The sequence below is a fragment of the Sphingomonas sp. AP4-R1 genome, from assembly GCF_013113735.1.
Taxonomy (GTDB): Bacteria; Pseudomonadota; Alphaproteobacteria; order Sphingomonadales; family Sphingomonadaceae; genus Sphingomonas_I.
The window spans coordinates 1,916,339-1,940,042 of record NZ_CP053346.1 but is presented as its reverse complement, the minus strand read 5'-3'; the positions used below and the strand labels follow the sequence as shown (position 1 = coordinate 1,940,042).

Here is a 23,704-nt window from a genome sequence, read left to right as displayed (position 1 = left end):
GGGCGGTGCGCCTCGCTTTCAATCGGCTGCGCCCGGCACGGACCTAGTTAGGATCGGGCCGCACCGCCCCGTGCCCCGGCGTTCGCCGGAGCGCGACAGCATTCACGGCAGATGGAAATTCACCCGGATGCCGGCCATGTCGACGCCCGGATTCTGGTGGCTGAAGATCTGCGCGTGGCTGAGGTGAGTCAGGCTCGCCTCCACCGACCAGCGCGGCGCCACCTGCCAGCCGATCGCCAGCTCAGGCTTGAACAGCACGCGGCTGCCCAGATCGATCCGGTCGGTACCGCGATAACGGCGGAGCGGCCCATCATGCACGGCGATACCGATGCCGGGGCGCACGTAGATTGGCCCGCCGAATGTCCACGACAGGCCCGCCGCCGCGAAATTGGTGCCGCCGTCCGTATTCACCGAAACGAACGCGTAAGGCGCGGGGCCACCGACGAAGCCGAGCGCCGATATCGCATCGCCGCGTATCCCCGCCTCGATATCCGCGCCGCCCTCGTGCAGCTTCTTGGCGAAGATGTTCACGTCATGCTTGTAGAGGCCGCCGAACAGATCGGTCGCCTGCGCGGGCATCGCCCCCGCCAGCATCATCCCACCCCACCAAGCCACGCGACGAACCATCAGCAACCCCTGGAAAAGCCTTTGCTTTTAGAGGAACCGGGGAAGCCGGTCGAATAAGGCCGATTTGCGGGAAAAACGGCGCTGGGCGCTCACCCGCCTTGCCCGAGATCCCAGCAGATGCGTCGCTGTCTCGCGCCAGCCGGGCGTGCGCCCCAAAGCCGATACAGCGGAATATCGAGCGCGAGGCACAGGCCGAATTAGAGCCGATACGCGCTATGCACCGTCCGCAGGCGATAGGGATCCCGGACGAAGAGCGGCACGATCAGCGCCAGCGGCCAGAGGTCCGCCGTCAGCGGGTTGCCGGCATCAGCGGAGCATGGGATCTCCGGGTTCCACCAGGCATTTCTGCATGTAGATCACATCGATCCAGCGATCGAACTTGTAGCCCACGCGCCGCATCACGCCGGCATGATCGAAGCCCAAGGCCTCGTGCAGGCCGATCGAGGCGCGATTGTCCGCATCGCCGATCACCGCGATCATCTCGCGAAAGCCGGCCGCGCGGGCCGCCTCAATCAGACCCGCCAGCAGCGCGCGCCCCGCGCCCGTCCCCACCTGATCCGCATCGACATAGATCGAATCCTCGCAGGTGAAGCGATAGGCGTGGCGCGTGCGGAAGAGCCCGCAATAGGCATAGCCGATCACCTCACCCGCACGCTCGGCCACGATCCACGGCCAGCCCCGCGAAACGACGGTGGCGACGCGCAACCGCATCTCTTCCGCATCGGGCGCCTCCACCTCGAACGTGGCGGTGCCATGCCGCACATGCGCCGCGTAGATCGTGGCCAATGCCGCGGCATCGTCCTGCCGGACGGGGCGGATCAAAATCGGGTGTGACATCAAAGCTGGCCTTTTCCCGCCGTTTTTCATCGTCTTGTCATTGAAACGTCACGCCAGTTTATCCCCTCATTAAGCATGAACCGCTAACCGGACCCTGATGCCGATGACCGCCCTCCTCCCGCGTGCCGAGCCTGCCGCCGATACGGCCGACCTGCTCACTTTATGCGAGCCGGGCGGTGCGGCGCTCAAGGTCGAGGCCGATGCCCCCCTGCGCGCCGCGATCGATCTGTTCCGCGATCAGCCGACTTTGCGCCTGCTGGCGATCGTCGATGCGGCGGACCGCCCTGTCGGCGCGATGCTGGAGCAGGATATCCGCGCGATCCTTTATAATCCCTTCGGCCATTCGCTGCTGATGAATCCCGGATTCGCGCGGACGGCGGCCAGCCGGCGCCGCGATTGCCCGACGGCGGAGATCGGCACGCCGCTGGGCGAATTGCTGGATATCTATGCGCGCAACGGCGGCGGCGAAGGCATGCTGCTGACCGAGAAGGGGCGCTTCTGCGGCCTGCTGGCGAACCGGACCCTGCTGAAGCTGGCGGGCGAGCGCGAGACACGGCTGGCCGCCGCGCAGGCCGAACGCTGGGAGCGCAGCGCGCAGGCCAGCGCGCGCTTCCTGGGCGATGTCGACCTGATCGCCGACGACCTGACCGACGCCGCCACCGCGATCGACGGCGCCGCCGACGGCACGCGATCCCGCGTCGAGGCCTTCCAGCGCCAGTCCGCGATCGTCGCCGCCGCCTGCCAGCGCACGACCGACGACATGACCGGCCTGGCCGACCAGGGCTCCCGCCTCGCCACCACCATCCAGCATCTGCGCGACGCCGCCGCCTCCGCGCGCACCAGCGCGGGCGAGGCGATCGAGCTGACCGAGGCGGGCAGCCGGCGCGGCGCCGCGCTCGCCACCGCCGCGCAGTCGATCGACGAGAATCTCGCGCTGATCCGCTCGGTCGCCACGCAGGCGCATCTGCTCTCCGTCAACGCCGCGATCGAGGCGGCGCGGCTGGGCGAGGCCGGCGGCGGCTTCAGCATCGTCGCGCGCGAGCTGCGCCAGTTCGCCGGCCGCACCCGCGAGGCGGTCGGCACGATCGGCGGCCAGATGGGCGAGATACGCGACATCGCCGTCGATATCGCCGCGAGCCAGGCGGCGGTGGAGCAGATCGCCCGCATCGTGGACGGCGTCTCGCTGTCGGTGGAGCAGGCAGTGGAGGCCGAGGCCGACTCGGCGCGCCTGCTCGCCTCCAACGTGCATCGCGCCCGACAGGCGAGCGCCGCGATCCAGGCGGGCGCGTCCGAAACCGAGCGACTCGTCACCACCGCATCCGGCCATACCGAAGCGTTGCGCGCGCGCGCCGACGATCTCGGCCGCGACGCGCGCCGCCTGCGCGAGCGCGTAGATGCCTTCCTCGCCGAGCTGGGTACTGCGGGCTGATTTCTTGTCCCCGCGCCACAGGGGGGCTTTCCAAATTCTGAAGAGGGCTTATATGCGCCCAATCCAACATCCCAGGCGCCACTTTTCCGTTCGGAGGAGTCGCGCCGCCCGTCCCGCCCCGGGACACGGCCGCTTGTAGCGCGACGGCCGCGACGAATGGGGGCAGACGGGATCAGACGCTGCCAGTGCGGTTCCGACGGTCCGGACCCGCACTTTTTTGCGTGGAGTCCTTCCACGCAAAGGCCGCAGGCCCGCAGCGAGGCGGGTATTTTTGGTGATGCTCCGCGAGGATAATTGATGGCGACCCAGTCAGTTCCGGCACGCGCCCCGACGCACATGAGTGCGGCGAAGAAGCGCATCCGCAAGGTTTTCGGCAACATCCACGAAGTGGTGCAGATGCCGAACCTGATCGAGGTTCAGCGGGAAAGCTACGAGCAGTTCCTGCGGTCCGATGCCTCGATCGGCTATGTGTCGGGCCTGGAAAAGACGCTGCGCTCCGTCTTCCCGATCCGCGATTTCGCCGGCACCGCCGAGCTGGATTTCGTGACGTACGAGCTGGAAGAGCCGAAGTACGACATCGAAGAGTGCCGCCAGCGCGGCATAACCTTCGCGGCGCCGATGCGCGTCACGCTGCGCCTGATCGTGTTCGAGGTGGATCCGGATACGGAAACCCGCTCGGTGCTCGATATCAAGGAGCAGGACGTGTACATGGGCGACATGCCGCTCATGACCGAGAACGGCACGTTCATCATCAACGGTACCGAGCGCGTGATCGTCTCGCAGATGCACCGCTCGCCGGGCGTGCTGTTCGATCATGACCGCGGCAAGACGCACGCTTCGGGCAAGTATCTCTTCGCCGCCCGCGTGATCCCGTATCGCGGCTCGTGGCTCGATTTCGAGTTCGACGCCAAGGACATCGTCAACGTCCGCATCGACCGCAAGCGCAAGCTGCCGGTGACGACCTTGCTGTACGCCCTCGGCCTGAACGGCGAGCAGATCCTCAACGAATTCTACAAGACGCAGCGCTATGTGCGCGGCGAAGGCGGCTGGAAGGTGCCCTTCCTCCCCGAGAATTGGCGTGGCCAGAAGCCGTCGTTCGACGTCGTCAACGGCGAGAGCGGCGAAGTCGTGTTCCCGGCGGGCACCAAGATCTCCCCGCGCGCCGCCAACAAGGCGGCCAAGGACGGCCTGCAGAACCTGCTGATCCCGACCGAGGAAATTTACGGCCGCTATTCCGCGTTCGACCTGATCGATGAGGCCACCGGCCGGATCTACATCGAGGCGGGCGACGAAGTGACGCCGGAGAATCTCGAGAAGCTGGACAATGCCGGCTTCGATCATGTCGACCTGCTCGACATCGATCACATCTCGACCGGCGCCTGGATGCGCAACACTCTGGCCGCCGACAAGGTCGAGGAGCGCGATCATGCGCTCTCCGAAATCTACCGCGTGATGCGCCCTGGCGAGCCGCCGACGAAGGAAACCGCCGAGGCCTTGTTCGCCGGCCTGTTCTTCGATCCGGAGCGCTACGATCTCTCGGCCGTCGGCCGCGTGAAGCTCAACATGCGTCTCGATCTCGACGTCGAGGACACCGTCACCACCCTGCGCGCCGAGGATATTCTCGAGGTCGTCAAGACGCTCGTGAACCTGAAGGACGGCAAGGGCGAGATCGACGACATCGACAATCTCGGCAATCGCCGCGTGCGTTCGGTGGGCGAGCTGCTGGAGAACCAGTATCGCGTCGGCCTGCTCCGCATGGAGCGCGCCGTGAAGGAGCGCATGTCGTCGGTCGACGTGTCGACGGTGATGCCGAACGACCTGATCAACGCGAAGCCGGCCGTGGCCGCCGTCCGCGAATTCTTCGGCTCGTCGCAGCTGTCGCAGTTCATGGACCAGACCAACCCGCTCTCCGAAGTGACGCACAAGCGTCGCGTCTCGGCGCTCGGGCCGGGCGGTCTCACGCGTGAGCGTGCGGGCTTCGAAGTCCGCGACGTTCACCCGACCCACTATGGCCGCATCTGCCCGATCGAAACGCCGGAAGGCCCGAACATCGGTCTGATCAACTCGCTGGCGAGCTTCTCGCGCGTCAACAAATATGGCTTCATCGAGACGCCGTACCGCAAGGTCATCGACCACAAGGTCACCGACGAGGTCGTGTACCTCTCGGCGATGGAAGAGGCCAAGCACACGATCGCGCAGGCCAACGCCGAAGTGCTGACCGACGGCACGTTCGTAGAGGATCTGATCTCGGCGCGTGAAGCCGGCGAATTCCTGATGGCGCCGCGCGACCACATCACGCTGATGGACGTGAGCCCCAAGCAGCTCGTGTCGGTCGCGGCATCGCTCATTCCGTTCCTGGAAAACGACGACGCCAACCGCGCGCTGATGGGCTCGAACATGCAGCGTCAGGCCGTGCCGCTCGTCCGCGCCGAGGCGCCGTTCGTCGGCACCGGCATGGAAGAGACGGTGGCGCGTGACTCGGGTGCGGCGATCGCCGCGAAGCGTCCGGGCATCGTCGACCAGGTCGACGCCGGCCGTATCGTGATCCGCGCCTCGGGTGAGGTCGATGCCGGCCGCTCGGGCGTCGACATCTACACGCTGATGAAGTTCCAGCGCTCGAACCAGTCGACCTGCATCAACCAGCGTCCGCTGGTGAAGGTGGGCGACGTGGTGAAGGCCGGCGACATCCTCGCCGACGGCCCGTCGACCGAGTTCGGCGAGCTGGCGCTGGGCCGCAACACCCTCGTCGCGTTCATGCCGTGGAACGGCTACAACTATGAGGACTCCATCCTGATCTCCGAGCGGATCGTGAAGGACGACGTCTTCACCTCGATCCACATCGAGGAGTTCGAGGTGATGGCCCGCGACACGAAGCTCGGGCCGGAGGACATCACCCGCGACATCCCGAACGTCGGCGAAGAAGCGCTGCACAACCTCGACGAGGCTGGCATCGTCTATGTCGGCGCCGAAGTGGAGCCGGGCGACATCCTGTGCGGCAAGATCACGCCGAAGGGCGAAAGCCCGATGACGCCGGAGGAAAAGCTCCTCCGCGCCATCTTCGGCGAGAAGGCGTCGGACGTGCGCGACACCTCGCTCCGCCTGCCCCCGGGCGTGGCCGGCACGATCGTGGACGTGCGCGTGTTCAACCGCCACGGCATCGACAAGGACGAGCGCGCGCTCGCCATCGAGCGTGAAGAGATCGACCGCCTCACCAAGGACCGCGAGGACGAACGCGCCATCCTCAACCGCGCCAGCTGGTCGCGTCTGAAGGAAATGCTGCTCGGCCACACGATCGCTTCGGGCCCGAAGGGCACGAAGAAGGGCGCCGTGATCGACGAGACGATCCTCGAAGAGGTCGAGCGTCGCGACTGGTGGAAGTTCGCCGTCGCCGACGATGCCCGTCAGTCGGATCTGGAAGCCGTGAAGGCCCAGTATGACGAAGCGGTCGCCGCGATCGTCGCCAAGTTCGACGATCGCGTCGAGAAGCTGCAGCGCGGTGACGAGCTGCCGCCGGGCGTGCTGAAGATGGTCAAGGTCTTCGTCGCGGTGAAGCGCAAGCTGCAGCCGGGCGACAAGATGGCCGGCCGTCACGGCAACAAGGGCGTCATCTCGCGCATCCTGCCGATCGAGGACATGCCGTTCCTGGAGGACGGCACCCACGTCGACATCGTGCTGAACCCGCTGGGCGTGCCGTCGCGCATGAACGTCGGCCAGATCTTCGAAACCCATCTGGGCTGGGCCGCGCGCGGTCTGGGCCAGCAGGTGACGCAGGCTCTGGAAGAGTGGCGCGATGCCAATCCGGATCCGAAGGCGGGCGCCGCCCCGTCGGCGGTGTCGGAGAGCCTGAAGCGGGTTTACGGCGCGCAGTATCACGACGAGATCGATGCGCTGAGCAGCGATCAGGTCGTCGAGATGGCGAAGCTGCTGAAGAACGGCGTGCCGATGGCGACCCCGGTGTTCGACGGCGCCCGCGAGAGCGACGTGTCCGACATGCTGACGCTCGCCGGCTACGATACGTCGGGCCAGTCGACCTTGTATGACGGCCGCACCGGCGACGCGTTCGACCGCAAGGTGACCGTGGGCTACATCTACATGCTGAAGCTCCACCACCTCGTGGACGACAAGATCCACGCGCGTTCGATCGGGCCCTACTCGCTCGTCACCCAGCAGCCGCTGGGCGGCAAGGCGCAGTTCGGTGGCCAGCGCTTCGGCGAAATGGAGGTCTGGGCGCTCCAGGCCTACGGCGCCGCCTACACGCTGCAGGAAATGCTCACGGTGAAGTCCGACGACGTGGTCGGCCGCACCAAGGTCTACGAGGCGATCGTCAAGGGCGACGACACGTTCGAGGCCGGCATTCCGGAGAGCTTCAACGTGCTCGTGAAGGAAATGCGCTCGCTCGGCCTGAACGTCGACCTGAACTCGGCGGAAGACGCCGACGATGACGGGCTGGCCGAAGCCGCGGAGTAAACAGGAACCCTCCCCTCCCGCCTGCGGGAGGGGATCGAGGGGTGGGCGCGAACGGAGCGAGCTCCGGCGCCTGCCCACCCCCAACCCCTCCCGCATGCGGGAGGGGAGCTGAGTGAGGGATCACATGAACGAACTGACCAATTTCGCCAATCCGATCGCGAAGCCCGAAACCTTCGACCAGATCAAGATCGGCATCGCCTCGCCCGACCGCATTCGCAGCTGGTCCTTCGGCGAGATCAAGAAGCCCGAGACGATCAACTATCGCACGTTCAAGCCCGAGCGTGACGGCCTGTTCTGCGCGCGCATCTTCGGTCCGATCAAGGATTACGAGTGCCTGTGCGGCAAGTACAAGCGCATGAAGTACAAGGGCATCGTCTGCGAGAAGTGCGGTGTCGAAGTCACCGTCTCGAAGGTCCGCCGCGAGCGCATGGGCCATATCGAGCTGGCCGCCCCCGTCGCGCACATCTGGTTCCTGAAGTCGCTGCCGTCGCGCATCGGCCTGCTGCTCGACATGCAGCTGAAGCAGCTGGAGCGCGTGCTGTACTTCGAGGCGTATATCGTCACGGAGCCCGGCCTGACGCCGCTCGAGAAGTTCCAGCTCCTCACCGAGGACGAGCTGCTCGACGCGCAGGACGAATATGGCGAGGACGCCTTCTCCGCCGGCATCGGCGCGGAAGCGGTCAAGACCATGCTCATGGACCTCGACCTTGAAGGCGAGAAGAAGGCCCTGCTCGAAGAGCTGGCCGTCACCAAGTCCGAGCTGAAGCCCAAGAAGATCATCAAGCGCCTGAAGGTCGTCGAGAGCTTCCTCGATTCCGGCAACCGCCCGGAATGGATGATCCTCGACGTCGTTCCGGTCATCCCGCCGGAACTGCGCCCGCTGGTGCCGCTGGACGGCGGCCGCTTCGCGACCTCGGATCTGAACGATCTGTATCGCCGCGTGATCAACCGTAACAACCGCCTGAAGCGCCTGATGGAGCTGCGCGCGCCGGACATCATCGTCCGCAACGAAAAGCGCATGCTGCAGGAAGCCGTGGACGCGCTGTTCGACAATGGCCGTCGTGGCCGCACGATCACGGGTGCCAACAAGCGCCCGCTGAAGTCGCTGTCCGACATGCTCAAGGGCAAGCAGGGCCGCTTCCGTCAGAACCTGCTCGGCAAGCGCGTCGACTATTCGGGCCGTTCGGTCATCGTGACCGGTCCGGAGCTGAAGCTGCACCAGTGCGGCCTGCCGAAGAAGATGGCGCTCGAGCTGTTCAAGCCGTTCATCTACGCCCGCCTGGACGCCAAGGGTCTTTCCATGACCCTGAAGCAGGCCAAGAAGTGGGTCGAGAAGGAGCGCAAGGAAGTCTGGGACATCCTGGATGAGGTCATCCGCGAGCATCCCGTCCTTCTGAACCGCGCGCCGACGCTCCACCGTCTGGGCATCCAGGCGTTCGAGCCGGTCCTGATCGAAGGCAAGGCGATCCAGCTGCACCCGCTCGTCTGCTCGGCCTTCAACGCCGACTTCGACGGCGACCAGATGGCCGTGCACGTCCCGCTGAGCCTCGAGGCGCAGCTGGAAGCGCGCGTGCTGATGATGTCGACCAACAACATCCTCAGCCCCGCGAACGGCAAGCCGATCATCGTGCCGTCGCAGGACATGGTGCTGGGCCTCTACTACCTCTCCATGATGAAGGAGGGTGAGCCCGGCGAAGGCATGCTCCTCGCCAACATGACCGAGGTGCATCAGGCGCTCAACGCCAAGGCCGTGACGCTTCACACGAAGATCACGAGCCGCGTGCCGCAGACCGACGAGAACGGCCAGCCCTACATGAAGCGCGTCGAGACGACGCCGGGCCGCATGCTGCTCGGCGAGACGCTGCCGAAGAGCCACAAGGTTCCGTTCGAGACGATCAACCGCCTGCTGACCAAGAAGGAGATCGGCGACGTCATCGACATCGTCTATCGCCACACCGGCCAGAAGGAGACGGTGCTGTTCGCGGACGGCATCATGTCGCTCGGCTTCCGCCACGCCTTCCAGGCCGGCATTTCCTTCGGCAAGGACGACATGGTCATCCCCGCCGCCAAGGAAGAGCTGGTCGACGAGACCAAGCTGCTCGTGAAGGATTATGAGCAGCAGTATCAGGACGGCCTGATCACCCAGCAGGAAAAGTACAACAAGGTGATCGACGCCTGGTCGCGCTGCGGCGACCGCGTGGCGGCCGAGATGATGAAGGAGATCCAGACGGTCCGGCGTTACGAGGACGGCGAGAATGCCGGCCGCGAAAAGCCGATCAACGCGATCTACATGATGGCGCACTCCGGTGCGCGTGGTTCGGCGGCGCAGATCAAGCAGCTCGCAGGCATGCGCGGCCTGATGGCCAAGCCTTCGGGCGAGATCATCGAGACGCCGATCATCTCGAACTTCAAGGAAGGCCTGACCGTCCTTGAGTACTTCAACTCGACCCACGGCGCCCGTAAGGGTCTGGCCGACACCGCGCTCAAGACGGCGAACTCGGGTTACCTCACCCGCCGTCTGGTCGACGTGTCGCAGGATTGCGTCATCGTCGAGCTGGATTGCGGCACCGAGCGGGCGCTGGAAATGCGCGCGATCGTGCAGGGTGGTGCGACCATCGCGTCGCTGGGCGAGCGTATCCTGGGCCGCACCACGGCCGAGGACATCGTCGACAGCAAGACCGGCGAGGTCGTCGCTCCGGAGGGCACGTTGCTCGACGAAGCGCTGATCGCGAAGATCGAGGCGGTCTCGCCGCAGGCGGTGAAGATCCGTTCGCCGCTGGTCTGCGAGAGCAAGGGCGGCGTCTGCGCCGCCTGCTACGGTCGCGATCTGGCCCGTGGTACGCCGGTGAACATCGGCGAGGCCGTCGGCGTCATCGCGGCGCAGTCGATCGGCGAGCCGGGCACGCAGCTCACCATGCGTACCTTCCACATCGGCGGCGCGGCGCAGCTCAACGAGCAGTCGAACCTCGAAGCGGTGTCGGACGGCAAGCTGGAGCTTCGTGGCCTGCCCACGATCCTCAATCCGCGTGGCCAGCGCATCAGCCTGGCGCGTAACGGCGAAATCGCGATCGTCGATATGGACGGCCGCGAGCGGGCGACCCATCGCCTGCCGTACGGCGCGCAGGTGCTGTTCGAGGAAGGCCATCTCGTCTCGAAGGGCGATCGCATCGCGCAGTGGGATCCGGCCTTCATGCCGGTGATCACCGAAAAGAAGGGCACGGTCCGCTATCAGGATCTCATCGAGAACCGCACGGTTCGCGAAGAGTCCGACGAGACGACCGGCCTGACGCAGCGCGTCGTGATCGAGGATGTGGGCCGCGGCAAGAAGGATGATCTGCGTCCGCGCCTCACCCTTCTCGACGACAGCTCGGGCGAGGCGGGCGTCAGCCGCCTGATCGTCGGCGCCGTCATCGCGGTGGACGATGGCCAGTCGGTCGAGGCCGGTGAGGTTCTCGCCCGCGTCCCGCGCGAAGCCGCCAAGACCCGCGACATCACGGGCGGTCTGCCGCGCGTGGCGGAGCTGTTCGAGGCGCGCAAGCCGAAGGAGAATGCGATCATCGCCAAGGTCTCGGGCCGTGTCGAATTCGGCAAGGACTACAAGGCCAAGCGCAAGATCCTGATCCGTCCGGAGGATGGCGGCGAGCCCGTCGAATATCTGATCCCGAAGTCGAAGACGATCGACGCGCAGGAAGGCGACTACGTGAAGCGTGGCGACAACCTGATCGGCGGTTCGCCGGATCCGCATGACATTCTCGAGGTGCTCGGTATCGAGCCGCTCGCCGAATATCTCGTGTCGGAAATCCAGGAAGTCTATCGACTGCAGGGCGTGAAGATCAACGACAAGCACATCGAGACGATCGTTCGTCAGATGCTGCAGAAGGTTGAGATCACGTTCGCGGGCGACACCACGCTCCTTCCGGGCGAGCAGGTCGACCGCGAGGAGATGGACGAGCTCAACGCCAAGGCGGCCGAGCATGGCGGCCAGCCGGCACAGGGCAAGCCGATCCTGCTGGGCATCACCAAGGCGTCGCTGCAGACCCGCAGCTTCATCTCGGCGGCGTCCTTCCAGGAAACCACCCGCGTGCTCACCGAGGCTTCGGTGCAGGGCAAGGTGGATACGCTGACGGGCCTCAAGGAGAACGTCATCGTCGGCCGCCTGATCCCGGCGGGTACGGGTGCGGGCATGAACCGCCTGCGCGTCACCGCCTCGTCGCGCGATGCGGCGCTGCGGGCCCAGCAGAAGAGCTGGCAGGCCTCGCTCATCGCGCCGCAGACCGCGGCCGAGGAGCATGCCGCCGAGCTGCGTCAGCCGGTCCAGGCCGATACGGGCAGCGATGCCCTGGCCGAAGTGGTCGGCGAATCGCATGGCACCGACGCGGATGCGGGCGATTACCTGGACAAGTGATCGTCGCCCTTTCGGGCTCGAAAAAGCGCCGTCGTCCCGGAAGGGGCGGCGGCGTTTTTCGTTTGGGCCGGCTTAAAAAACCCCAAAACCGTCTCAGAAACGAAACGAATGCACACTTCGGCCGTATTTCTGCATAAGGAAATGGTGCAGCGCAGCGTTGCGCCCCCGCAGGGCGCCGCAATACGGTTCGGTATCGGCCCGGGGCACAGCCCGGGGTCGTGGTCGTAGGTAGGGTTACGCATGGTGTTCATCACGCCCACGGGCGAACGACTTGCCCAGGATCGCCGGCGGACCCGCCGCTGGCCGACCCACGCCACCTGCGGCGTTCGCGGGCCGGATGGGGTGCCGTCCTCGGTCACGCTCTGGAATATCTCGGAAGGCGGCTTCGGCGCACAATGCGCGGCCGCCGTCGCCGGTGGCGATCGGCTGACCTTCCGGCTCGGCCGCACCGGCTATGCCGACGCCCGCGTTGTGTGGCGGATCGGGGATGTGGTGGGCTGCGAATTCCTGCGCCCGGTCAGCCCGGCCGAAGTCGCCCTCGCCCTCGCCACCGCCACCCCCGTGGCCATCGACGACAAGGATGAGCCGCGGCGCTAGTCCGGGCGGCGCTCTCCCCTCCCGCCTGCTGGAGGGGCCGGGGGTGGGCGCGAGCGAAGCGAGCCTTGCGCTCCTCCTCTGCCTCCCGCTTGCGGGCGGGGCTTCCCGCCGCCCCCCACCTCATCCCATCGCCCGTGCCGTGATCCGGCCGCAAATGCCCGGCAGACGGGCGTCATGAAAAAGGCTCTCGCCCTCCCCGCGCTCGCTGTGTGCGCCCTCGCGCTTTCGGGCTGCGTCCGCACCGTCGGCACGATCGTCACCGCGCCGGTGAAGGCCGCGAGCTGGACGGTCGACAAGGCGACGACCAGCCAGAGCGAGGCGGATCGCAACGCCGGCCGCAAGATGCGCAAGGACGAAGAGAAGCGAGCGCGGGAGGAACGCAAGCGCCAGAAGGAGGCCGCGCGGAATCAGGATTCGTAACGCGGGACCTTCATTCGCGCCGATTTCCTGCCCTTTTTACGGGCCCGCTTTTACCTTTCGGAAAGCCTCTCCCGCCTTGCCTGCAGATGAACGCAGGACTCCGTCGTTTCGCCGCACCGCAGCTTAACAGGCCCGCCGCCATCCCGTAGCTCACACTGTGTCAGCGGGATCGGGGGATTCGCAGTTGTTTAAAAGTGCCCGGGCGGCGGTTGCCGCTCTGATCTTCATCACGGCGATCTCGGCCCCCACGGCCGCCAACGCCCAGTCGACCTATTGGCAGTGCGCCCCGTTCGCCCGCGTCTTCTCGGGCATTCAGCTGTTCGGCGCGGCCGCCAGCTGGTGGCATCAGGCGATCGGCAAATATGCTCAGGGCGGCGCGCCCAAGATGGGCTCGGTGCTGGTGTTCAAGGCGATCGGCGCCATGCGCTCGGGCCATGTCGCCACCGTCACCAAGATCGTCTCCGATCGCATCATCAAGGTGACCCACGCCAATTGGGGCGGCGCCAAGGGCCGCGTCGAGAATGACGTGACCGTGGTGGACGCCTCGCCGAACGGCGACTGGAGCCAGGTGAAGGTCTGGTATTCGCCGATCCACGATATCGGCCAGCGCGCTTACCCCACCTACGGCTTCATCTATGGCGGCGCGAAGGCCGTCGCCGCCGAGGCCGCTGCCGCCGGCCAGGCGCTGGAAGGCAAGAACGCCGGCATCGGCGGCTGATCTCCGGTTCATTGCATAGACACCGCCCGTCCGTTAGGGGCGCGCAATGGATGTTACCGACCTGCGCGTCGCGCTGTTCTCAGGCAATTATAATTATGTGCGGGACGGGGCCAATCAGGCGCTGAACCGCCTTGTCGGCTATCTGATGCGCGAAGGGGCCAAGGTCCGCATCTACAGCCCCAAGGTGGCCAAGCCCGCCTTCGCCTCCACCGGCCGCGTCGTGAACGTCCCCTCTTTGCCCCTGCCCGGTCGCGGCGAATATCGCGCGCCGCTCGGCATCCCCGGAAAGGTGCGCCGCAACCTGCGCGAATTCGGCGCGAACATCTTCCACGTGGCCAGCCCCGAAATCCTCGGCCACCGCGCCGTCACGCTCGCGCGCTACTGGGGCAAGCCGGTGGTGGCCTCGGTCCACACCCGTTTCGAGACCTATCCGCGCTATTACGGCTTCGCGTTTCTGGAGCCGGCGGTGGAGGCCTATCTGCGGCGCTTCTATCGCCGCTGCGACGCGATCTTCGCCCCGTCCGAATCGATGGCCCAGGTGCTGCGCGAACAGCGCATGAGCTATGACGTCGGCATCTGGACGCGCGGCGTGGACAATGCGATCTTCACGCCTCAGCGGCGCGACATGGAGTGGCGCCGCAGCATCGGCCTGGCCGATGACGAGCCCGCCATCGGCTATGTCGGCCGGCTCGTGATGGAAAAGGGCCTCGACGTCTTCGCCGAGACGATCGATCTGATGCGCCAGCGCGGCACGAAGGGCCGCATCGTGGTGGTGGGCGAAGGCCCGGCGCGCGAATGGTTCGAAAAGCGCCTGCCCGAGGATACCATCTTCGCCGGCTTCCAGCGCGGCGAGGATCTGGGCCGCGCGATGGCCTCGTGCGACATGCTGTTCAACCCCTCCGTCACCGAGACGTTCGGCAACGTGACGCTGGAGGCGATGGCCAGCGGCCTGCCCGTGGTGGCCGCCAAGGCGACGGGCAGCGAGAGCCTGGTCGAGGACGGCATCACCGGCCGCCTGATCCGCCCCGGCGCCAACGAGGCCTTCGCGCAGGCGCTGCGCCTCTATTGCGAGGATGCCGGCGCGCGGGAAGCCGCCGGACGCGCCGGCCTTGCCGCCAGCGAACGCTACACCTGGGATCGCGTCAATCAGGCCCTTGTCGAAGGCTATCTGCGCGTGATCCGGCTGCGCGAAATGGGCGGCCGCCCGATCAGCAAGGCGCGCTGAGGGAGCCCTCTCCGGCTTTCATCCGCGCGCGGAGGAAATTGGCCGCGCCGACGAGATTTTCCTCGCGTGCCTCAACCCGCCAGCGCGGCACGCGGCGAAGCATCGAGGCATAGCCCGCCCGCGCCTCGAACCGCTCGTTGAATGCGGCGGCGAGCTGATCGCCAGCGAGCAGATCGTTGCCGGCGCCGTGCAGCAGCAGCCCGTTCCACGCCCCTGTCGCCAGCACCGCATCGCCGCAGAAGGCGCCCAGCATCGCCGCGCGCGCCCGCGCGATCCCGATCGCATTGCCCCGCAGCGACGTGCCGGCCCAGATCGGATCGTCCCGCCCGACCAGCAGGGCCCGCTCCCAGCCGACCGGCCCACGCGCACCCGACAACGCTGTCCACACCGTGCGCTCGACATCGCCGAAGGGGGAAAAGGCGATGTGGCCGATCTCCGTTTCGGCATGCGCAATCCCGTGCGGGGAGTGGATCAGCAAAGCCGCACCGAGCCCCGACCGGAAATTGACGGCGAGATAGCCACCCTTGCTGCCGTCCGGCAATTGCCTCGGCTCCGCCAGGCCGCCGAGCGGACTATGCCGGTTCGACGACGGTGCGAGATCGGACCAGAGCTTCGCCGCGCTGTCGTTCATCACGGCGGGCATGCGGTCCATCACATAGGCCAGCCCTCGGACCGAGATGATCCACGGCGATCGCGCCACCCGGACGGTATCGCCGATCACGGGCCCGCTGATCACCACCGCCGTCGGCAGGCCGCGCAAGGTGATCCCCGCCTCCCGCCCATAATGGAGGATGCAATCGGTGGCGGTCACGAAATCGCGGCTGGAATAATGGCGCTGCTGGCGAAGCTCCGCATGATCGGCGCCGCACGCCAGCGCAAAGCGCGCATTTCCGCCATCTATATCGATCAAAAGCCAGTCGTCGGACACGGCGCCTCTCCCCCGGATCCCGCGATCCGTGTCGGCCGCGGCTTTTCCGATCCCCACAATCTAGCGAGTTCAAGTAGATAAGCGGTTAATGCAGCCATTGGGAAGAGCCGGCTCTTCCGTCACGGCACGGCCCGGACTAATTCCGGCGCGATGCCGTCCAAGTCCTCCCCATCCAGCAAGTCCAGCGTGCGCCCGTTCGCGCGGCGACGGGCGAGCCTGTTCCCGCCGGTGATCGGCTGCGACGAAGTGGGCCGGGGGGCACTCTGCGGCCCCGTGGTGGTGTGTGCGGTGTGGTTCGAGCCCGAGGCGCTGCCCAAGGGGCTGCTCGCGCGGCTGGATGACAGCAAGAAGATCGCGCAGGCCGAGCGCGAGGCGCTCTACCCATTGATCGCACGCTGCGCCCGCGTCTCCTTCGCGGCGCGATCGGCACGCTATATCGACGTCTATAATATCCGGAACGCGACGCTGCAGGCGATGACGCAGGCCGTCACCCGGCTGGACCTGGACGCCCCCGTACGGATCGACGGGATCGACGTGCCGCGCGGGCTTTCCGGCGATGCGCTCGCTGTGATCAAGGGCGACGCGATCGTGCCGCAGATCGCCGCCGCCTCGATCATGGCCAAGGTGATGCGCGATCGCCTGATGGCGCGCCTCGCGCAGCGCCACATCTATTATCGCTGGGAGCAGAATGCCGGCTACGGCACCAAGGCGCATCGCGACGCGATCCTGACGCACGGCTCCACCCGCCACCATCGCCGCTCGTTCGGGGATCTGCTGGCGGGGCTGGAGCCGGTGGTGGCGCGCTAAACCCCTCTGCGCTCCCCCACCAAACTCCCCTCCCTGAAAGGGAGGGGTTGGGGGTGGGTTGAGGAAGGCGGGGCGATCGGCTCCGGCAGCGAGCCCGACCGACCTGCCATTGTCCAGCGAGCGGCTCGCAAGCTTCCACCCACCCCCGGCCCCTCCCTTCCAGGGAGGGGAGAAGAGAAGGGTCAAACCGGCGAAAGCGCCTCGTCCCTCAGCCCGCGCCACACCCGCAGCGCCTGCACCGTCTCATAGGCATCGTGGACGCGCACCATCTGCACGCCCTGCGCGGCACCTGTCAGCACCACCGCCACCGATCCGCCCAGCCGCTCCTGCGCGGGCGCCTCGTTGGAAAGCGCGCCGATGAAGCGCTTGCGGCTCGCCCCCAACAGGATCGCGCAGCCCAGCCCGTGAAACAGCGACAGGCCGTTCATCACCGCCAGATTGTGCCGCAGCGTCTTGCCGAAGCCGACGCCCGGATCGACCATGATCCGCGTGCGATCGATCCCCGCCGCCACCGCCGATGCGACGCGATCCTCCAGCCAGTCATAGACTTCGATCAGCGCGTCGCCATAATGCGGATCCTGCTGCATCGTCGCCGGATCGCCGCGATGGTGCATGATCACCACGGGCGCACCGCGCGCCGCGACCAGAGCCTCCGCCTCTTTATCATATGTGAGGCCCGACACGTCGTTGATCAGCCCCGCGCCGGCATCCAGCGCGGCGGCCATCACCGCCGCCTTGCGCGTATCGATCGAGATGGCCGCGCCCGCCCCCGCCAGCAGCTGGATCACGGGCACGACGCGCGCGATCTCGTCCTGCTCCCACACGGCGGCCGCGCCCGGCCGGGTGGATTCGCCGCCCACGTCGATCAAAGCCGCCCCCGCCTCCAGCATGCGTGTGGCGGACAAGGCGGCGCTGGCCGGATCGGCATTGCGGCCGCCATCCGAAAAGCTGTCCGGCGTCATGTTGAGGATCGCCATCACCTGCGGCTGATCCAGCCGGATGGTACGCGCGCCCAGCTGCAGAGGGGCGCGGGGTGCGATCAGCCGCGCGAGGAACGCCCTGCCCTGCTCCGCCAGCGCGCCGGGGAGTCCGCCAAGGAAAGCATCGAGCGCCTCGACCGCGACCAAGGTCTGCGCGATGCGACGCCCGGCCTCGACCTCGATCACCTCGACGGCGGAGAAGAAGCAGAGCCCGCCCGCGAGCCGCAGCACCTTGCCGTCATGCCCGAACGGCGCATCCACGAACGCCGTCGGGCGCAGATAGAGGCGGGAGCCGGTCACCCCGCGCTCAGTGCAGTTTGGCGATGGAGAGCCCGTCGAGCTTGGCGCGCTCCTTCACCGAATCCTCGCTGCGGGTGAGCGCCTTGGCGATCGCCTTGAGTGCCATGCCCTTCTTCGCGAGCGTGTGGAGTTTCTGGATCTCGTCCTGTTTCCAGGGCTGACGATGTCGTTCGAAGCGTTCGGCCATATGGAGGCTCTAGCGGGTTGCACAGCGATCGTCATGTGGCGTTCGAGTGCCACATCCTCTCCCGTTTGCCCTAAGCTTGTCGAAGGGCTGTCCTTCTTTTCAGTGGGGAAAAGAAGGAACGGTGCTTCGACAGGCTCAGCACGAACGGAATTGGAAAGTATCGAGCCTATCCCTTCGCCGCCGCCAGATGGCGCTGGCGCAGCACGTCGATCGGCATCAGCGCGCCGGCTTCCTCGAAATGCCAGAAGGTCCAGCCGTTGCACGACGGCGCATTCTGCAGCGTGGCACCCAATTTGTGGATCGACCCCCCTGCCCCGTCCGCGCAGACCAGCCCGCCATCGGCCATCACCTCGGCCGTCCAGCGGCGGCGGGAGTCCATCAGCTTGGTGCCGGGCGCCACCGCGCCGCTTTCCACCAGCAGGCCGAAGGCCACGCGCTTCTCCGTCTTGCGCTCGGCCACGACGAGCATCGCGCTCTCGTCCAGCGGCAGCGTGGAATCGATCCGCGCGCGCGCCGCCTTCACATAGGTCGTCTCGCGATCGATCCCGATCCAGCGACGGCGCAGGCGGCGCGCGACCGCGCCCGTCGTGCCCGTGCCGAAGAAGGGATCCAGCACGATGTCGCCCGGCTTGCTGGCCGAAAGCAGCACGCGATACAGCAAGGCCTCCGGCTTCTGCGTCGGATGCGTCTTGTGGCCATGCTCGTCCTTCAGACGCTCGGCGCCGCCGCAGATCGGCAGTTCCCAGTCCGAGCGCATCTGCACGTCGTCGTTCAGCGTCTTCATCGCGCGATAGTTGAACGTGTAGCGCGCCTTCTGGCCCTTCGACGCCCAGATCATCGTCTCGTGCGCGTTGGTGAAGCGCGTGCCCTTGAAGTTCGGCATCGGATTGGCCTTGCGCCACACGATGTCGTTGAGGATCCAGAAGCCCTCGTCCTGCAGCGCCGTGCCGACGCGGAAGATGTTGTGATAGCTGCCGATCACCCAGATCGAGCCGTCATCCTTCAGGATGCGCCGCGCCTCCGCCAGCCAGCGGCGCGTGAAGCGATCATAGGCCGCGAGGCTGTCGAACTTGTCCCATTCGTCGTCGACCGCGTCGACCTGGCTGCCGTCCGGACGGAACAGATCGCCGCCCAGCTGAAGATTGTAGGGCGGATCGGCGAAGATCATGTCGATGCACTTGTCGGGCAGCTTCGCCATCTCGGCGATGCAATCCCCGATCAGGATCGTGTCGAGCGGCAGCAGCGACAGAGCCGGCCGCGCGGCAGCCTCCCGTATCGGTCGCACAACCCCCATAAATTCCGCCCTTCCCGCAATGAGCGCGCTCAATGAATCCGACAGGACTCCCCGGTCAAGAGTCCCGCTGATCGGAATTTTCGCAGACGCGGTATGGATACCGTGCCCCCGGAAAAGTTATCCACAGGATATGGCGACCGGCAAGATGCCCGGACTCAAGCTCTGGTGGGTGTGGCGCAAAAGACTCATTTTGCCGCGATCGTTTCGTCTCCGCGAAGGACTTGAGGTGTGGGGTGCGCGCGTCTAAACCGGCGGAAACAACAGGGACGGGGATACGGGATGGCCGAAGGCGCTCCAATGGACCAGAAGGCGCATGAGGAAACCTATGCGCGCTTCATCGGCCTCGCCAAGGCCGGCACGATCGCCTGCGCGCTGATCGCCGCCTTCGTCATCTTCCTCATCACGCGCTGATTCCCTGATGGCACTCAAGATCGCCGTCCTGAAGGAGACGGCGCCCGGCGAGACGCGGGTTTCGGCGACGCCCGAGACCGTGAAGAAGTTTGCGGCCCTCGGCGCCACCGTCGCGGTGGAGAGCGGAGCCGGCCTCACCGCCTCGATCTCCGATGCCGATTATGCGGCGGCCGGCGCCGCCATCGGCGATCGCGCGGCGACGCTGGCGGGCGCGGACATCATCCTCGGCATACAGGGGGCCGATCCGACGGGCCTTGCGGGCGCGAACCCCGGCGCGTGGATCGTCGCGGGCCTCGCGCCGTTCGCGGAGCGCGCGCGCGTCGATGCCTATGCGGCGGCGGGCTATGAGGCGCTGGCGATGGAATTCATGCCGCGCATCACGCGCGCGCAATCGATGGACATCCTCTCCTCGCAGTCGAACCTCGCCGGCTACAAGGCGGTGCTGCTGGCGGCGGCCGAATATGGCCGCGCCTTCCCGATGATGATGACGGCCGCAGGCACCGTCTCGGCCGCCAAGGCGTTCGTGATGGGCGTGGGCGTGGCCGGCCTGCAGGCGATCGCCACCGCGCGGCGCCTCGGCGCGCAGGTGTCGGCCACCGACGTGCGCTCCGCCACGAAGGAGCAGATCCAGTCGCTCGGCGCCAAGCCGATCTTCGTGGAAAGCGTGAAGGGCATCGAGGGCGAAGGCTCCGGCGGCTACGCGACCGAGATGAGCGACGAGTATCAGAAGGCACAGGCCGAACTGGTTTCCGCGCATATCGCCAAGCAGGACATCGTCATCACCACGGCCCTGATCCCCGGCCGCCCCGCCCCGCGCCTGATCTCCGACGCGCAGATCGCGACGATGCGCGCGGGCAGCGTGATCGTCGATCTGGCGGCCGAAAGCGGCGGCAATGTCGAGGGTGTCGTCGCGGGCGAGACGATCGTGAAGCACGGCGTGAAGATCATCGGCGCGAAGAATATCGCGGCGACGATGGCCGCCGATTCCTCGGCCCTATTCGCGCGCAACCTCTTCAACTTCCTCTCGGCCTTCTGGGACAAGGAAGCGGGCAAACCCGTGCTGGACGCCGAAATCGGCGACGCCATCCGCCTGACGCAGGGCGGCAAGGTCGTGAACCCGAGGCTGCTCGGATGATCGCCCACCTAGTTCCTCCCCATGCCCCGCATGGGGAGGGGGACCAGCCGAAGGCTGGTGGAGGGGCAGATCCCGTCCGCAAGGCTCGCGCCCTCCGCCGCGACATGAGCCTGCCGGAAGGTCTGTTGTGGCAGCGTCTGCGGCGCAAGGCCGGCGGCGCGAAGTTTCGTCGCCAGCATCCGATCGGCCCTTATATTCTCGACTTCTATTGCGCGTCGGCCAAGCTCGCCACCGAGATCGACGGCGCCAGCCACGCACACGGAAATCGACCGCACCGTGACGAAATTCGCGATGCTTTTCTGATCGCGCGCGGGCTCAAAATTGTCCGGCTCGAAGCGCGCAAGGTTTTGAACGATCCGGATGCCGCAGCCGATATGCTTGCGCGCGCCGCCTTACCCCTCCACCGCCCTGCGGTCGGTCCCCCTCCCCATGCTTTGCATGGGGAGGAATTTAGCGGAGCCTGCTGATGGACTTCATCTCGATCCTGTCGATTTTCGTGATGGCCTGTTTCGTCGGCTATTATGTCGTCTGGTCGGTCACGCCCGCCTTGCACACGCCGCTGATGGCGGTGACCAACGCGATCTCGTCCGTGATCATCGTCGGCGCGCTGGTGGCGAGTGCGGCCGGCGTGCTGGGCGGATCCGCCGCGTCGAAATGGCTCGGCCTGGCGGCGGTGGTGCTGGCCAGCGTGAACATCTTCGGCGGCTTCGCGGTCACCGAGCGGATGCTCGCCATGTACAAGAAGAAGGACAAGCCGGCCGGCGCCGGTCCCAAGCATTGATCGTCATCCCGGCGCAGGCCGGGATCTCGTGTGGCCGGGCGAGCGCCTGATAGCCCGGAGATGCCAGCCTTCGCTGGCATGACGCGATAAAAGGTTCGAGGGGGTTTTAATGGAGCATGTAGCCGTCAATCCGTGGGCGATGCTGGCCTATCTGGTCGCGGGCGTCTGCTTCATCATGGCGCTGCGCGGGCTTTCCAGCCCGTCGAGCAGCCAGCGCGGCAACCGCTTCGGCATGGCCGGCATGGCCATCGCCGTGGCGACCACGCTCATCACCCACGCCCCCGCCGTGGGCACCAGGGTCTGCCCGATCGCCGCCGATTGCTGGACGACGTGGACGATCGACTGGATCACCGCCGCTGAAATCGCCGGCGCGATCCTGATCGGCGCCGTGATCGGCCTCACCACCGCCAAGCGCATCCAGATGACGGCGATGCCGCAGCTCGTCGCGGCCTTCCACAGCCTCGTCGGCCTCGCCGCCGTGCTGGTGGCGATCGCCGCGTTCCTGAACCCCGCCGCGTTCGGCATCCTCGACGAGAGCGGCGCCGACATCTTCCTCAACAGCCGGATCGAGATGGGCCTCGGCATCGCGATCGGCGCGATCACCTTCTCCGGCTCCGTGATCGCCTTCCTGAAGCTCAACGGCAATATGGGCGGCAAGCCGATCATGCTGCCCGGCCGCCACATCATCAACCTCGGTACGCTCGTCGCGATCCTCGTGCTGGTCGGCCTGTTCCACCTGAACACACCGATCCTGTTCTGGGCGATCGCGCTCCTGTCCTTCGCGATCGGCTTCCTGCTGATCATCCCGATCGGCGGCGCGGACATGCCCGTCGTCGTCTCGATGCTGAACAGCTATTCGGGCTGGGCGGCCGCCGCGATGGGCTTCACGCTCCACAACACCGCGATGATCATCACCGGCGCGCTGGTCGGCTCGTCGGGCGCGATCCTCAGCTACATCATGTGCGCGGCGATGAACCGCAGCTTCATCAGCGTGATCGCGGGCGGCTTCGGCGGCGATGCGGGTGGCGCAGGTGGCGGCGAAGCGAAGGAGCAGCGGCCATGGAAGCGCGGCTCGGCCGAGGATGCGGCGTTCCTGATGAGCCAGGCCGAGCAGGTCATCATCGTGCCCGGTTACGGCATGGCGGTGGCACAGGCCCAGCATGCGCTGCGCGAGATGGCCGACGTGCTGAAGGCCGAGGGCGTCACCGTGAAATATGCGATCCATCCGGTCGCGGGCCGCATGCCCGGCCATATGAACGTGCTGCTGGCCGAGGCGAACGTGCCTTATGACGAGGTGTTCGAGCTGGAGGACATCAACAGCGAGTTCGCCCAGACCGACGTGGCCTTCATCATCGGCGCGAACGACGTGGTGAACCCCGCCGCCAAGACCGACAAAAGCTCGCCCATCTACGGCATGCCCGTGTTCGACGTGAACAAGGCCAAGACCGTGCTGTTCATCAAGCGATCGATGGGCGGCGTGGGCTATGCGGGCGTCGACAATGACGTGTTCTACCAGGACAATACGATGATGCTCCTCGCCGACGCCAAGAAGATGGTGGAGGAGATCGTGAAGGCGCTGGCGCACTGAGGCTCGTTTGAAGATGCGTCTTTCGGCGTAAGGACGGACCAGCCCGCGCCGCTACCCCCGCGCGGAAACGGTTCGCCGCGCCCGGCTCGACAGCGCGGCAGCTCGCGCGATAAGGGCGGACGCCTTCCGTTTCTGTTCAGGGAGTGCCCGCCATGGCCGACGACGCCAACAAGACGCCCGAAACCAAGACCGACGCCGAGAAGGCGAAGGCGAATCCCAACATGGGCATGTGGATCGGCGCGGGCGTGGGCGCGGGGATCGGATCGGCCGCGCTGGCGGCGGCCCTGCTCTACGCGACGCGCTACCGGAAGAAGAAGAGCCAGGCCAAGGACTGACGCTCCGGGGGCGATCGACGCCTCCCTCCCACGATCGTCATTGCGAGCGCAGCGAAGCAATCCAGTCCTCCCGTGCGGGTCTGGATTGTTTCGCTGCGCTCGCAATGACGAACAGATTGCCGCACATCTTCAGGCCATCCGTACTCCTGCGGACGCAGGAGCCCAGGGTTGCAGGCGGATGCGCCCGAAGCTCTGGGCTCCTGCTTTCGCAGGAGCACGGCAGAATGATCGGC

Annotated in this window: 20 protein-coding genes; 14 read left to right on the top strand and 6 right to left on the bottom strand. The window is 66.6% G+C overall.

Annotated features, from left to right (window positions below; translation table 11 throughout):
• Positions 1-102: 102 nt before the first annotated feature.
• Positions 103-627: an acyloxyacyl hydrolase gene (locus HL653_RS09145; protein WP_171744252.1), complete on the bottom strand. Its 525-nt coding sequence runs from the start codon at positions 625-627 to the stop codon at positions 103-105.
• Positions 628-933: 306 nt separating this feature from the next.
• Positions 934-1,464: a GNAT family N-acetyltransferase gene (locus HL653_RS09140; RefSeq protein ID WP_171744251.1), complete on the bottom strand. Its 531-nt coding sequence runs from the start codon at positions 1,462-1,464 to the stop codon at positions 934-936.
• Positions 1,465-1,567: 103 nt separating this feature from the next.
• Here HL653_RS09140 and HL653_RS09135 point away from each other — a divergent pair, with 103 nt between their 5' ends.
• From HL653_RS09135 to HL653_RS09105, 7 genes are all read left to right on the top strand, one after another.
• Complete coding sequence (locus HL653_RS09135) at positions 1,568-2,893, top strand: methyl-accepting chemotaxis protein (protein WP_171744250.1); 1,326 nt, start codon at positions 1,568-1,570, stop codon at positions 2,891-2,893.
• 297 nt (positions 2,894-3,190) lie between these two features.
• Positions 3,191-7,360: a DNA-directed RNA polymerase subunit beta gene (rpoB, locus tag HL653_RS09130; protein WP_171744249.1), complete on the top strand. Its 4,170-nt coding sequence runs from the start codon at positions 3,191-3,193 to the stop codon at positions 7,358-7,360.
• Positions 7,361-7,484: 124 nt separating this feature from the next.
• On the top strand, positions 7,485-11,765 hold the full coding sequence (rpoC, locus tag HL653_RS09125; protein ID WP_171744248.1) for a DNA-directed RNA polymerase subunit beta': 4,281 nt from the start codon (positions 7,485-7,487) through the stop codon (positions 11,763-11,765).
• 240 nt (positions 11,766-12,005) lie between these two features.
• Positions 12,006-12,362, top strand: a complete 357-nt coding sequence (locus tag HL653_RS09120) for a PilZ domain-containing protein (protein WP_171744247.1) — start codon at positions 12,006-12,008, stop codon at positions 12,360-12,362.
• A gap of 174 nt (positions 12,363-12,536) precedes the next feature.
• Positions 12,537-12,782, top strand: a complete 246-nt coding sequence (locus HL653_RS09115; protein ID WP_171744246.1) for a hypothetical protein — start codon at positions 12,537-12,539, stop codon at positions 12,780-12,782.
• A 184-nt stretch (positions 12,783-12,966) separates the two neighbouring features.
• Entirely contained in the window at positions 12,967-13,500 is a 534-nt protein-coding gene (locus tag HL653_RS09110; RefSeq protein WP_171744245.1) for a CHAP domain-containing protein, read from the top strand.
• Positions 13,501-13,546: 46 nt separating this feature from the next.
• Positions 13,547-14,725: a glycosyltransferase family 1 protein gene (locus HL653_RS09105; protein ID WP_171744244.1), complete on the top strand. Its 1,179-nt coding sequence runs from the start codon at positions 13,547-13,549 to the stop codon at positions 14,723-14,725.
• Here the strand turns inward: HL653_RS09105 and HL653_RS09100 are convergent.
• The gene (locus tag HL653_RS09100; RefSeq protein WP_171744243.1) at positions 14,709-15,653 is read right to left on the bottom strand and encodes a glucokinase; all 945 of its coding nucleotides are present in this window, start codon (positions 15,651-15,653) and stop codon (positions 14,709-14,711) included. The two genes, HL653_RS09105 and HL653_RS09100, sit on opposite strands and share 17 nt — an antisense overlap.
• A gap of 150 nt (positions 15,654-15,803) precedes the next feature.
• On the opposite strand from HL653_RS09100, the gene HL653_RS09095 reads away from it, so the two are divergent.
• Positions 15,804-16,460, top strand: a complete 657-nt coding sequence (locus HL653_RS09095; protein ID WP_171744242.1) for a ribonuclease HII — start codon at positions 15,804-15,806, stop codon at positions 16,458-16,460.
• Positions 16,461-16,642: 182 nt separating this feature from the next.
• On the opposite strand, the gene folP is transcribed toward HL653_RS09095, so the two are convergent.
• The 3 genes from folP to HL653_RS09080 form a co-directional block, all read right to left on the bottom strand.
• Positions 16,643-17,740 (bottom strand): dihydropteroate synthase, encoded by a 1,098-nt coding sequence (gene folP / locus HL653_RS09090; protein WP_171744241.1) that lies wholly within the window; start codon positions 17,738-17,740, stop codon positions 16,643-16,645.
• Positions 17,741-17,747: 7 nt separating this feature from the next.
• Positions 17,748-17,927 (bottom strand): hypothetical protein, encoded by a 180-nt coding sequence (locus tag HL653_RS09085; protein WP_171744240.1) that lies wholly within the window; start codon positions 17,925-17,927, stop codon positions 17,748-17,750.
• A gap of 166 nt (positions 17,928-18,093) precedes the next feature.
• Positions 18,094-19,221 (bottom strand): site-specific DNA-methyltransferase, encoded by a 1,128-nt coding sequence (locus HL653_RS09080; RefSeq protein WP_301337967.1) that lies wholly within the window; start codon positions 19,219-19,221, stop codon positions 18,094-18,096.
• 297 nt (positions 19,222-19,518) lie between these two features.
• On the opposite strand from HL653_RS09080, the gene HL653_RS09075 reads away from it, so the two are divergent.
• From HL653_RS09075 to HL653_RS09050, 6 genes are all read left to right on the top strand, one after another.
• Positions 19,519-19,632, top strand: coding sequence for an aa3-type cytochrome c oxidase subunit IV (locus tag HL653_RS09075; RefSeq protein ID WP_253717788.1), 114 nt, complete (start codon positions 19,519-19,521; stop codon positions 19,630-19,632).
• 7 nt (positions 19,633-19,639) lie between these two features.
• Entirely contained in the window at positions 19,640-20,767 is a 1,128-nt protein-coding gene (locus HL653_RS09070; RefSeq protein ID WP_171744238.1) for an NAD(P) transhydrogenase subunit alpha, read from the top strand.
• A 104-nt stretch (positions 20,768-20,871) separates the two neighbouring features.
• Positions 20,872-21,234: an endonuclease domain-containing protein gene (locus HL653_RS09065; protein ID WP_253717786.1), complete on the top strand. Its 363-nt coding sequence runs from the start codon at positions 20,872-20,874 to the stop codon at positions 21,232-21,234.
• Positions 21,234-21,548: an NAD(P) transhydrogenase subunit alpha gene (locus HL653_RS09060; protein WP_171744236.1), complete on the top strand. Its 315-nt coding sequence runs from the start codon at positions 21,234-21,236 to the stop codon at positions 21,546-21,548. The genes HL653_RS09065 and HL653_RS09060 overlap by 1 nt, the downstream gene beginning before the upstream one ends.
• 109 nt (positions 21,549-21,657) lie before the next feature.
• Positions 21,658-23,136, top strand: a complete 1,479-nt coding sequence (locus HL653_RS09055; RefSeq protein ID WP_171744235.1) for an NAD(P)(+) transhydrogenase (Re/Si-specific) subunit beta — start codon at positions 21,658-21,660, stop codon at positions 23,134-23,136.
• Between the two features lie 152 nt (positions 23,137-23,288).
• Positions 23,289-23,471: a hypothetical protein gene (locus HL653_RS09050; protein ID WP_171744234.1), complete on the top strand. Its 183-nt coding sequence runs from the start codon at positions 23,289-23,291 to the stop codon at positions 23,469-23,471.
• The last annotated feature ends 233 nt before the right edge of the window (positions 23,472-23,704 follow it).